The organism is Winogradskyella psychrotolerans, from assembly GCF_018860565.1.
GTDB classification, from domain to species: Bacteria; Bacteroidota; Bacteroidia; order Flavobacteriales; family Flavobacteriaceae; genus Winogradskyella; species Winogradskyella damuponensis.
Window position 1 is genome coordinate 1 of sequence record NZ_JAHKPS010000007.1, and the last position, 13,599, is coordinate 13,599.

Below are 13,599 nucleotides of genomic sequence, written 5' to 3' on the forward strand. Positions count from 1 at the left end.
TTTCAGGTGTGCCAGAAAGACTATCAAATAAATTAACCGTACTTGTAGCGTCACATAAATTAAGTGTTCCGTCATTCCCTGCATTAGGTGCTTGTAAAATAGAAACAGTAACTGTTGCCGTAGCATCAGGACAAGTAACTGTTCCGCTAGAAACAGTATAGGTATAGGTGTCAGCAGCATCAACCATTGGGTCAAACATTCCTGTTCCACTAGCAAGTGCAGGGGACCAAGTACCACCAATATCAGGCGTACCACCTAAACTGTCAAATAAGTCTACGGCAGTATCTGTACTACAAAGTTCTAAAGTACCATCAGTTCCAGCATCATTTACATCAGATAAAGAAACAGTGACAGTTGCAGAATTAGTTCCACATGAATTGTTTAAAGTATATGTATAAACACCTTCAGGATCTGTATTAGGGTCAAATATTCCGGTTCCGCTAGTTAGTGCAGGGGACCAAGTACCACCAGTTTCAGGTGTGCCAGAAAGGCCATCAAATAAATTAACCGTACTTGTAGCGTCACATAAATTAAGTGTTCCGTTATTTCCAGCATTAGGTGCTTGTAAAACAGTAACCGTTATTGTAGCCGAGTCATCAGGACATAAATTAGTGCTATTGGAAACGGTGTATGTGTATATGTCGGCAGCATCTACCATAGGATCAAACATTCCAGTGCCACTTGCTAAGGCAGGTGTCCATGTTCCTCCTACATCAGGTGTTCCTCCTAAGCTATCAAATAAATCCACAGGACCATCATTAAAACAAAGTTCTACAATGCTATCATTTCCTGCATTATTAGCATCTGTAACCGAAACTGTAATAGAAGCAGAACTGTTGCCACATGCAGGTGAACTTATAGTGTAGGTGTATATACCTTCAGGATCAGTATTAGGGTCAAAAACTCCAGTTCCACTTGTTAGTGTTGGAGACCATGTACCACCTGATTGTGGTGTGCCAGAAAGATTATTAAATAAATCTACTGAATTTGCTAGGCTACATATGTTTAAGGAATTATCCTCTCCAGCGTCTGGAGATATTTCAATTGATACTTCAACAATAGCATCATCGCCAGAACAAGGCCCTGAACTAGGCGTTGTATAGGTGTATATGCCTGCAGAGTCAATTAAAGGGTCCAAAATTCCTGTTCCACTATTAAGTGATGGAGTCCAAACTCCTCCAGTATCTGGAGAACCTCCTAGACTATCAAAAAGATCAATAGTGCCATCATTGGTACAAGCCGTAACAGAACCATCTATACCTGCATTTTGAAAAGGCACAACAGTTATTAAAACTGTAGCAGTAGCATCTGCGCAAGGGCCTGTTCCAGGGACAGTGTACATATAATCACCTACTGCATCAACCAAAGGATCAAAGATATTTGTTCCACTAGCTAGGGCAGGAGACCAAGTTCCACCTACATCTGGTGTTCCTCCTAAGTTGTCAAATAAATTAATAGTTCCATCATTGCTACAAATATTTATTGTAGTGTCTATACCAGCATCTGGTGCTGTTTCTATAGAAACTTCAACTGTAGCAGTGTCATCTGAGCAAGGTCCTGTGCTAGAAGTTGTATATGTATAGGTACCAGCGACATCTATTGTTGGGTCAAAAACCCCAGTTCCGCTATTAAGTGTTGGAGTCCAAACGCCTCCAACTTCAGGGCTACCGCCTAAACTATCGAAAAGGTCAACTGTACCTCCATTACTACAAATGTTTATGGAGCCATCTAAGCCTGCATTTTGAAATGGAGTTATTGAAATTGTTACTGTTGCAGTTGCATCAGCACAAGGATCTGTTCCTGTAACTGTATATGTGTATGTGCCAATAGGATCAACTAAAGGGTCAAAAAGGCCTGTTCCGCTAGAAAGTGAAGGTGTCCATGTACCTCCAATTTCAGGAGTACCTTCAAGAGTATCGAACAAGTCAATTATTCCATTGTTACTACAAAGATTTATTGTAGCATTTTCACCGGCATCTGGCTCTTGAATAATTATAACATTAACTTCCGCAGTAACATCTGTACATGGCGGTGTACCGGCCAAGGTATAGGTGTAAACACCTGGATTATCTACTGAAGGATCAAAAACACCAGTGTTACTAGCTAGTGCAGGCGACCAAGTTCCGCCAACTTGAGGAGTACCTCCAAGACTATCAAATAAATCTACTGTTGCTAAATCATTACTGCAAATTGTGAGTGTAGCATTGCTACCTGCAATTGGTAATGGAACTACAGATACAGTAATTGTTGCCGATTCGTTTGGACAAGGATCGTTTCCTGTAAAAGAATAGGTATAAATACCTGCAGTATCAATTAATGGATCAAAAATGCTTGTTCCGCTATTTAATGCAGGAGTCCAAACTCCGCCGAGGTCAGGAGTGCCACCAAGGCTATCAAATAAATCTATAGTACCAATATTATCACAAATGTCAATAGTTCCATTTTCACCGGCATTTTTATAGGGTGTTACTGAAACATTCACTGTTGCTGTTGCATCAGCACATGGACCTGTTCCACTTACAGTATAGGTGTATAAGCCATCTGAGTCTGTCGCTGGATCAAAAACACCTGTTCCACTTGTTAGTGCAGGCGACCAAGTGCCTCCAACTTCAGGTGTGCTACCTATTATAGAAAATAAATCAATAGGTGCATCATTACTACATAAATCTATTGTTCCATTTGTACCTGCATTTGGTTCAGGAGTTATAGAAACTGTAACTGTAGCAGATTCATTAGGGCAGCTATTATTGGAGTTAACAGTATATGTATACTCACCAACAGGATCAACATTAGGGTCGAAAATACCTGACCCGCTATTTAAAGTTGGTGTCCAAGTACCTCCTGTATCAGGAGAGCCTTGTAATGATGAAAATAAGTCGAATGTAGAATTTAAATCATTATCACAAATTTCTAAAATACCATCCTCGCCAGGATCAGGACCTGTAACTAAAATTGTAGTAACAGCTAACCTACCTGCACTTTCACATGGAGGATCTATTGTTGTTCCATAATATGTTTGTCCATTTAATAATGGAGTATTTAAAGGTAATGGTAAAGCTGAAAATATTGATATGTACCAATTATTGTTGCCACTAGCTACTAAATCCCCTACAGTTGGAGTAGAGGTTGGAGAAACACAAAATTCTTGAATCATATCTCCTGTAGGCATGGAAGTAGAGCCAACCTTAACCAAAACTGTTAGCCTAGATGTTCTACAGCTTCCGTCAGGGCTTGCTTGATCTGCATAATACAATGTATCATCAATTAGTATGGTTGAGTCATCTAAAGGTAAACCTCCAGAAGGTGTTAAATACCATTGAACATCATTACCAGTGGCGATTAAGCTACTAACAGTAGCCATTGTAGGATCGTCTATACAAACTCCTTGGAAATTATTACCTACAGGTGGTCCGTATATAGTGATATCTACACGAGCTCTTGATCCACATGAGCCTGTACTATCATCTGCATAATAATCCTCACCATTTATTAGACTTTCAGTATTTGATAATGGAATGGTTGAGTCAGCGGTTTCGTACCAAACAACACCACCACCATTGTCTATGGCTTGTAAATCTCCGACCAATAGAGATTGAACGTCACATAAAACTTGTGAACTATTTGTTACTGTTGGACATTGTGCATTAACATAAGTTAATCCAGAGGTAATTGATATTAATAGAAATGTTACATATATATAATAACACTTAAGACTTTGCTGCTTGGCTTTCATTAAAAAAATTTAGAATAATTACTTTTGTTGAAATCGATGCCATGGATTAAGAACAGCAAGTTCAAAATATAATCGTTGTCTTGCTAATTTGTAAGATTAAGGGGGAAACAAATATATGTAAATAGCACCTACTTAACAAAATTAAAATATAACAGTTTTATAGTTTTTTTATTTATTTAATCAAATACATTATTCAAGTTCAGTTATGCCTTCATCAGAGAGGTATTGCATTATGCGAATACCACCAGAATTAGAATAGCTATCATCTGTTGTTTTTTGATAATCGAATTTAAAGTGAGGGTGTTCAGAAACGATAGTACTTACAGTATCTTCAAAAGAAGCACTTTGAGAAAGTCTTAGTAATATATCTAGAGTAACATCAAAGCCTAGTTCTGATTCTCTTGATGGCTGTGATCCAAAGACATCCTCGTAATTGCTTCTGAAGTCATTGACACCTTTTTTGTTTCTAGGATCTGTAACTGTTGGAAATATGAGTTTTAAAACGCGATATCTCATATCGGAAACTTCATTTTGATTAGGCAATAATGAAGATTTAAGCATTACAATTTGAATATTGTAGTCAGATAGTTTGCTCATTAATGCTGTTGTAGAGTTAATGAAAACAATAGTTTTTTCACTATCTAGGACTATATAATTGAGTTTGGTTTTACTTAGTGTGTTTTCTAATGCATTAGATTCAAAAAAACCTGCTTTGTCAACTTTTAAGAATTTAGCATCAGGAATCGTAGTTAAGATTACATCTTTATTTCTAGCCTCATCAAGATCACTAACAACAACGACATGAGCATTCTGTTTTGCGAGGTAGTTTAATGTTTTTGTTTTTTGTAAATCTTCAGAAGGAATTGACTGATAGACTTTAACACTGTCTTTAGGGCTGATGTTAGATTCTATGTCAATAATAGACATATTTTCATTAGAATTAATACTAGGATAATTTGAAGAATTATCTAAAAATGGCACTAACATTGCATTTTTCTTATGTGGACTTTCAATTGTTAATTGAGATTTTGCAATGTTCTTTTTAATTAATGTGACATCAAAATTTAGATTTAAAGTTTTTGCAGAATCTATAGCGATCTGTGCACCTTGGAAAAAATCTATATATTTTTGAAGATCAGCATTTAGGTTAATCAATTTATCTCTTAGTTCTGGTGAACTCAATTCTTCACTAGAAAAAGGAGTATAAAAATAAATACCACTTGCAGTTTCTGTAACTAAGTTGTCTAATAAAGCTTCATTTTTATTAATAGCTACTGCTTCTGCTGAATTTTGGGGAGCTGTAACTGTTGTATTTTGAGGAGTTGTAATTGTTGCGTTTTGCACAACATTTACAGGCATTTTTATGATATCACCAGTGTTTACAGAAGTAAGTAATTTAGGGTTTAAAGTTGTAAAAGCATCAATTGTCATGCCTGCTTTTTTGGCTAAGCCGTAAAGGGTTTCTTTAGGTTGTATAATGTAGTCTTTATAGCCGTCTTCTGAAATTGTAGCTTCTATTTCTGTAGCAGTGCTTTCGGTATTGTTAGCTATTTCTTCTTGGGTGTTAGAAACAGTATTGTCAATATTCAGTCTATGGCCAGCCATTAACATATCTATAATATGCGGATTTTTATTTTCAAGTTCTGCAATAGTCATATTAAAACGCTTTGCTAATTGAAATTTTGTATCTCCTGGTTTTACTAAATATTCGCCATCGATGATGATTTCAGAATTCTTATCAGGAATGATTAACGTTTGTCCTATCTGTAAAAATTCAGATAAACGACCAGAGTTTGCAGCTTCTAATTGAGCCACACTTATTCCGTTTTCTCTAGCAATTCCCCATAATGTTTCACCCTTAACTACAATATGTTCTCCTTCTGCAGCAACACGTTCTTCTTCTTTAATGGATTTATCTAAATTAATGATATGACCAGCTTGAAGCATTCTTACAATATGAGGGTTTTGCTGTTCTAACATCGCAATACTAACACCAAAACGTCTCGAAAGACCAGATTTTGTATCTCCGCGTTTTACTTCGTAATTGCTAATTTGTGTGTCGTTAATAATTGTATTACTTGCTGAAGAAACAGTTGTATTGTTAGAATTAGGGATTTTTAAAGTATTGCCTGCATAAATAACATCTTTAGAACCAGGATTAAGTTCAAAAATAGCATTGATACTAACTCCATATTTTCTAGAAATCATATAAACACTTTCACCCTTTTGAATAGCATGTTCAATGTGTTTTTCTTGAGCCATTGCAAATTCAAAGCTTAAAAATAAAACTAAGATAAGCGTAAAATATCTCCCCATTCTTTTTAGAAATTTAATTAGAATATGTCGTAATTGATACAGGTTTTCAAGTACATTATATTTTGTGTTAAACCAACAATAGGTGTGCAAGAAAAGGGCTGTTTCTTGAAAATTTTTGTTCGTTATTTTTTGTGTGAAAATTACTTCTCAACACGCGCAATAAAATTACTAAAAAATTACGTTTAATGTCTTAAATAAATACTTGTTATCAACAGGATGTTAACAATGTTTTTTTGTTTAATTTTTTAGGTTATTTTTAAGATCAAATAGTTTTAATATTAATGAACGAAAAGTCTATAATCGTAAGTCATAACTAGTAAGTATATAGTATCTTTGTAGCCTTAAATAAAAATCAATGAGCAATATAGTAGCTGTAGTAGGTCGTCCTAATGTAGGGAAATCGACATTTTTTAACCGTCTAATAAAAAGACGTGAAGCTATTGTTGATGCTGTTAGTGGTGTCACAAGAGATCGTCATTACGGTAAAACAGATTGGAATGGTAAAGAATTTTCTTTGATTGATACAGGTGGATATGTCGTTGGAAGTGATGACGTTTTTGAAGCCGAAATAGATAAGCAAGTAGAATTAGCTATAGAGGAAGCAGACGCCATTATTTTTATGGTTGATGTTGAATCTGGTGTTACTGGTATGGATGAAGATGTAGCTCAATTATTAAGAAAAGTTAAGAAACCTGTTTTTTTAGTTGTTAATAAGGTTGATAATAATAAGCGTTTAGAAGATGCTGTTGAATTTTATTCACTTGGTTTAGGTGAATATTTTGCTATTGCAAGTATTAATGGCAGTGGAACAGGAGATTTATTAGATGCTGTAGTTGAAGCGTTACCAGAAAAAGTAGAGGTAGAGGAAGATGAATTGCCGCGCTTTGCTGTGGTTGGAAGACCAAACGCTGGAAAATCGTCATTCATTAATGCATTAATTGGTGAGGAGCGTTATATTGTTACTGATATTGCAGGGACCACACGAGATTCGATAGATACAAAATACAATCGTTTTGGATTTGAATTTAATTTGGTTGATACGGCAGGTATACGTCGTAAATCTAAAGTGAAAGAAGATTTAGAGTTTTATTCTGTTATGCGAAGCGTAAGAGCAATAGAACATTGTGATGTTTGTTTAGTTGTTTTAGATGCAACGCGTGGATTTGATGGTCAAGTTCAAAATATTTTTTGGTTAGCAGAACGCAATAGAAAAGGTATTGTTATTCTCGTTAATAAATGGGATTTAGTAGAGAAAAATACTAAAACAGCAAAAGAGTTTGAGCAGCATATTAGAAAAGAAATTGCCCCGTTTACAGATGTGCCAATTGTTTTTATTTCGGTATTAAACAAGCAACGTATTTTTAAGGCTATTGAAACTGCGGTTGAGGTTTATAAAAATAGAACTAAACGTATTAAAACAAGTGTACTTAACGAAGCGTTGTTGCCTATAATAGAGCATCAGCCACCTCCAGCTTACAAAGGTAAGTTTGTTAAAATAAAGTACATTATGCAGTTGCCAACTCCGCAACCTCAATTTGCATTTTTCTGTAATTTACCGCAATACGTTAAGGATCCGTATAGACGATTTTTGGAAAATAAATTAAGAGAACAGTTCGATTTTAATGGTGTTCCAGTAAGTGTTTATATGAGAAAAAAATAATAGCTTTAATTTTTTTTATGAAAAAAATTAAAAGCTTCATTTTGCTCTTATGCTTTTGGATCTGTCATTTCTATGGATTTTCACAAAACCTTCCTCCTGAAATAATTGTTTCAGGCGGACAGGTATATTGTCCTCAATCACAAGTGCCCATAGTGACTTCTGTCTCTATTACTGATCCCAATCCTGAAGATACAGCATTATCTGAAATTTTTGTACAAATCGCAGAAGGATATCAAAACGGTCAAGATACTTTAGAACTTATGGGAAGCAATCCTAGTATTACATCAAGTTGGAATGCTACAGAAGGACTTTTAACATTAACCGGACCAGCTACTTTTGATGAGTTTAATAATGCTATTGAAAATGTGGTTTTTCAAACCACTCAAGTTGTATTTACTCAAGACCGACAGTTTTCAATCAACTTAGGAGATGCGAATTACTTACCTAGTACAGGGCACTATTATTTTTATGTTGCGGATTCTGGTGTTACTTGGACGGAAGCAAGAGATGCAGCAGCACAACAAACTTATTATGGATTACAAGGTTATTTGGCCACATTAACATCGCAAGAAGAATCACAATTGGCAGGTGAGCAAAGTGCAGGAACGGGGTGGATTGGAGGATCTGATGCCGAAACTGAAGGTGTCTGGAAATGGGTAACAGGACCAGAGGCAGGTACCGTATTTTGGGAAGGTAATGTTAATGGAAGTGCGCCTAATGGTGCCTTTTCGTTTTGGAACACTAATGAACCTAATAATGTGGGTAATGAAGATTATGCTCATATCACAGATCCGTCTATTGGTATTTTAGGAGCTTGGAATGATTTAGAAAATACAGGAGACTTAAATGTTAATAGCGCTTATCACCCTCAGGGTTATATTGTCGAATACGGAGGTTTGCCAAATGAACCAGAAATTAATTTATCAGCAAGCACAACGCTTATAATGCCTAGAGTTTTAGATAATGATATTACAGTTTGTGCTGCCAATACTTTTATCTTAATGGCTGAGGCATCAACCACTGGTGTGTTGTGGTTTGAAACTTCAACTTCTACCACTCCAATTCACACAGGATTAAGTTATGATGTTAATATAACAACGACAACAACCTATTGGTTGTTACCTGTTGTAAATGCTTGTCTAACCAATGTAGTAAGATATCCTTTAACGGTAACTATTAGTGAGATACCAAGTGTTAATAATATGACTATTAGCCAATGTGAAGATGCTATAATGGACGGAATTTCTAATTTTAACCTTAATGAATATCGTGATGTCATAGTTAATGGTAGTTTAGATAATCTTGAAGTTCATTTTTTTGAAACCATGGCCTTGTCCATTCCAATAAATACTGACGATTATACCAATCTATATAATAATCAGACGGTGTATGCTCAAGTTACTAATACCTTAACAGGTTGTGTAGCTATTGCAGAGCTGCTTTTGTCTGTAAATACATATGCCGTAAATAGTGCTGCAATATCAGTTTGCGATAATCTAGATGAGACAGGTTTGGTGAGCTTTGATTTATCATTGGCCGAAAGTCAAATTTTGAATACAGAGAGTGCTGATATTACAATTTTAGGTTACTACGCAACTCATAACGATGCCTTGCTTCAAGCGAATCAACTAACAACGAACTATACCAATACACAAGCATATAACCAAACGATTTTTGCAAGATTAGAACAAAATGGTAGTTGTTATAGTATTGCGGAAGTTAACTTAAGTGTAGAGCGTTTGCCAAGTCTTCTTGAAGATGAGACGGTGTTTTATTGTACAAATACATTTCCGGATACTATTTCACTGACTGCTGGTGTTGTTGGTGATATTCCTAACAATTATTATTACAATTGGTCTACAGGAGAAACAACGATTAACATTGCGATTAATGAGCCCGGAAGTTACACTGTAGAAGTTACCAAGCCCTTTGGCTGTTCTAATACTAGAACTATTACGGTTTTACCTTCAAATACTGCAACTTTTGAAATTATTGATGTTACCGATTTGTCAGGGAACAATACTATTTCTGTTAGCGTTTCAGGAGATGGGGATTATATGTATGCTTTAGATAGTGAAAATGGCCCATATCAAGATTCTAATAGTTTTGAAAATGTGGCCTCAGGAATTCATACTGTATATGTTAAAGACCTCAAAGCCAATTGCGGAATTGTATCAACAGATATTTCTGTTTTAGGATTTCCAAAATTCTTTACACCAAATGGAGATACTGTAAATGATACCTGGCAGATTAAAGGATTCTCTTCAGAATTTGAAATTATGGCTCGCGTAGATATTTTTAATCGGTATGGGAAACGAGTTGGTACATTAAATAGAAATCAACCAAAATGGGAGGGGACTTATAATGGAAAATTATTACCTACGGATGATTATTGGTTTGTGGCAGAGTTTGCAGATGGCAGAATTATTAAAGGTCATTTGACGCTGAAACGGTAATTTTATCAAAATTTTAAGAAATTTCATACGATTTCTAACTTTCTTGCGTTTTTAAATCGGCTAACCATCAATCAACCAATCAATCACATGAAAAAACTTAGTTTAGTTTTTGCAATTTTACTTGCACTACAATCATTTTCTCAAGAAAAATCATTCGAAATTACAGGAACACTAAAAGCAGAAGATACAGAGTTGCCTTTAGAGTCTGCAACAGTTTATTTAGAACGTGTAAAAGACAGTTCGGTAGTGACTTATACAATTACAGATAAAAATGGGAAATTTAAAATTGAAAATTCAACCTACGATAAAAGTTTAAATTTTTACGTGTCTTATGTAGGTTACAAAACGTATTTTAAGGAAATCGTAATAGATAAAGACAAGATAGATTTAGGGACAATAGTAATGCCTTTAGATAATCAGTTAGGTGAAGTACTAATAAAGTCTACAGCTCCGATAACGATTAAAAAAGACACCTTAGAGTTTAATGTAAAATCGTTTAAAACAAAAAAAGACGCCAACGTTGAAGATTTATTAAAGCAATTACCAGGAGTAGAAGTTGATGAAGAAGGTAACATTACAGTTAATGGTAAAAGTGTCAATAAAATTTTGGTGAATGGCAAGCCCTTTTTTGGTGACGATCCAACTATTACAACTAAGAATTTAACTAAGGATATAATTGAAAAAATTCAGGTTGTAGATACAAAGACAAAATCGGAAGCCTTTACGGGAGAAGAAGGTGATAAAGAAAATAAAACCATAAATCTTACCATTAAAGAAGAAAACAATAAGGGAGTTTTTGGGCGTGTCTCTACAGGAGCAGGAACCGATGAGCGTTATGAGCTTGCTGGTATGATAAACTTATTTGATAATGATAGGCGTATAAGTGTGCTTGCAGGAGGTAATAATACTAACACACCAGGTTTTAGTTTTGGCGAGATTTCTAAAATGTTTGGTCGTGGAGGCGGTGTTTCGTTTAGTAGTAATGGTTCTTTTACTTTAGGTGGTCGATCTTTTGGCGGAGGAGAAGGGATTACAACGTCAGAAAATGCAGGGGTTAATTATGCCGATATTATAGGTGAAAAAACAGATGTGTCTGCCGATTATTTTTTCTCTTCAAGTAATTCTGAAAATGAAACGTCATCTGAGCGCGAAACTATTTTATCGGATTCACGGTTTTTTACCAATTCAAATTCTAAATCTGATAACGATACCGATAATCATTCTTTTAATTTGGAATTTGAAATTGAAACAGATTCTACTTTTCAGATTAATATAGAACCTTCGTTTGGATATTCAACATCGCGAACGAGATATCGTAGTTATGAAGAAACCTTAGATGAAGATTTATTACTAACCAATCAATCTAATGTGAATTCCAATGTAGAGAGTGCAGTAAGACGATTTTCGAATCAAATTTCTGTGACTAAGCGTTTGGGGAACAAAGGTGCTTTTATTAAAGCCGAATTAGAAACGAGTATCAATCAACAAGATAGTGATGATTATTTAGATTCAAATACAGAAGTTTTTGGTAGTAATCCAGAAAACATAGTCAGAAATCAATTTACGGATGGTGAAAAAAATAGTTATGGTATTTCTACAGAATTATCCTATAGATTACCAATAATAACTAAAAAGTTTTTCTTGAATTTAGAATATAAATATGTTAGAGATAAAGATAAAAATAGAGAAAGTACCTTCGATTTTAATGATGGAACACAGAGTTTTACGGATTTTAATACAGATTTAAGTACGGATTTTCAATACACAGATTATAGAAGTATTCCATCAGTTGGATTATCGTATAGAGGTGAAAAATTGTCTACAAGTTTTAATTTAGGTTACAACATGAGAACCTTAAAAAATGAAGATTTATTAAGACCGCAATTTAATGTCGAACGCGATTTTGAAAACATAGAAGCTAATTCTTATATCAGCTATACGTTTAGTCCAAAATCTTCTATTTATATAAATTATTGGTTAGAAAATGAACCTCCAGGATTAAGACAACTTCAAGCATTTGAAGATGTATCAAATCCGCTACAGACAGTAATTGGTAATCCTAATTTAGAACCTTCAAATAGACATAGTTTTTATGTTGGTTATAATGGATTTGATTGGCAAAAGCGTACAGGGTTTTATGTGGGTATTAATGCGAGTGTTTCAGATAATCAAGTAGTATCTAAAACGATTGTAGATCCGGAAACGCTTAAGCGAACAACGACGTATGTAAACGTTGACGGTAATTATAATATTGGTGCTTGGGCAAATTATAATAAAGATTTTAAGATTGATACCTTAAGAACTATTAAACTAAAGTTTAGAGCGAGTTATAATTCTTCAAAAACACTTAATTTTAATAATGATGTAAAATACGCAAGTACGTCTGATAGGATATCACCTAGACTTGGTATAGATTTTATATGGGATAAAGTTTTAGAGTTTAAGCCATATTACCAGATCAGTTATACTAATACGGCCTATGATATTGAGGCGTTTGACGATAGGCAATTTACAAGTCATAATGCAGGAGTAAGAACAGCTACTTTTTTACCTAAAAACTTTGAGTGGAGAAATGATGTGAACTTTAATTATAATCCTAATGTGGCAGATGGTTTTCAGAAAAGTGCTTGGTTTTGGAACTCAACATTAGCCTATAGTATGTTTAAAGATAAAGCCATTATAACATTAAAGGTGTACGATTTGTTAAATCAAAACACTAATGCAAGACGTATAGCCACTCAAGATTATATTGAAGATAGACAGAGTACTGTTTTAAGGCAGTATTTTATGCTAAGCTTAAGTTACAAGTTTAATAGTTTAGGAAGCAAAGGAGAAACAAGAGGTAACGATATGATCTATTTTGATTAATCCCAAAGCATAATTAAAGAGTCTAGAGCTTTAGTGACGCCATCATAATAATTACGTGTTCTAAATTCCGGAATCATAATATTGTCAATTATAACTTTACAGTCGTAATCAGAAATGGTTTGTTCTGTGCCAGATCCTGTTGAAATGGCAACTTTTCTATCGTAATTAGAAATTGTTATGAGTAAACCATTGTTCTTTTCTTTTGTACCAACTCCCCATTTTTGACCAACTTCAGTTCCAAATTTCTGAATGTTTGTAGTATTAGGTAAGGAGTCTATGGTAAGAATAGCAATTTGATTTGTGGTGCGTTTTTCGTACCCAATGATTTTATAAGTTAAAGAGTCGCTTTCAACGTTTGAAAATAAATTGGCTAAATCTACAACTCGTTTTTGAGATGCGTTTAATGGAATATACGATGGTATCGTTTCAACATCAGCCTGCTTTTCTTTACAATTAAAAAACAAAAAGAAGACAAGTGTAATTTGAAAGGCAAATTTGAATCGCATAAATAAATTTTTGAATAGAAAAAAAATACTGATTACTGCAACTAAAAACCGTGGCTAAAT

The 13,599-nt window shown here is 34.5% G+C and carries 6 protein-coding genes; 3 read left to right on the plus strand and 3 right to left on the minus strand.

Going from position 1 to position 13,599, the window contains the following annotated elements; translation table 11 throughout:
- Positions 1-3,733: hypothetical protein (locus KO504_RS02105; RefSeq protein WP_215924680.1), on the minus strand; the 3,733-nt coding region annotated here is incomplete at its 3' end.
- A 189-nt stretch (positions 3,734-3,922) separates the two neighbouring features.
- Positions 3,923-6,049, minus strand: coding sequence for a LysM peptidoglycan-binding domain-containing protein (locus KO504_RS02110; protein WP_215924681.1), 2,127 nt, complete (start codon positions 6,047-6,049; stop codon positions 3,923-3,925).
- A 355-nt stretch (positions 6,050-6,404) separates the two neighbouring features.
- On the opposite strand from KO504_RS02110, the gene der reads away from it, so the two are divergent.
- The 3 genes from der to KO504_RS02125 all read left to right on the plus strand — a co-directional run bounded on the left by der (position 6,405) and on the right by KO504_RS02125 (position 13,033).
- The gene (der, locus tag KO504_RS02115) at positions 6,405-7,709 is read left to right on the plus strand and encodes a ribosome biogenesis GTPase Der (protein ID WP_215924682.1); all 1,305 of its coding nucleotides are present in this window, start codon (positions 6,405-6,407) and stop codon (positions 7,707-7,709) included.
- Positions 7,710-7,726: 17 nt separating this feature from the next.
- Complete coding sequence (locus tag KO504_RS02120) at positions 7,727-10,165, plus strand: T9SS type B sorting domain-containing protein (RefSeq protein WP_215924683.1); 2,439 nt, start codon at positions 7,727-7,729, stop codon at positions 10,163-10,165.
- An 87-nt stretch (positions 10,166-10,252) separates the two neighbouring features.
- Complete coding sequence (locus KO504_RS02125; protein WP_215924684.1) at positions 10,253-13,033, plus strand: outer membrane beta-barrel protein; 2,781 nt, start codon at positions 10,253-10,255, stop codon at positions 13,031-13,033.
- Here KO504_RS02125 and KO504_RS02130 read toward each other — a convergent pair.
- Positions 13,030-13,539, minus strand: a complete 510-nt coding sequence (locus tag KO504_RS02130) for a TPM domain-containing protein (protein ID WP_215924685.1) — start codon at positions 13,537-13,539, stop codon at positions 13,030-13,032. The two genes, KO504_RS02125 and KO504_RS02130, sit on opposite strands and share 4 nt — an antisense overlap.
- Positions 13,540-13,599: the final 60 nt, after the last annotated feature.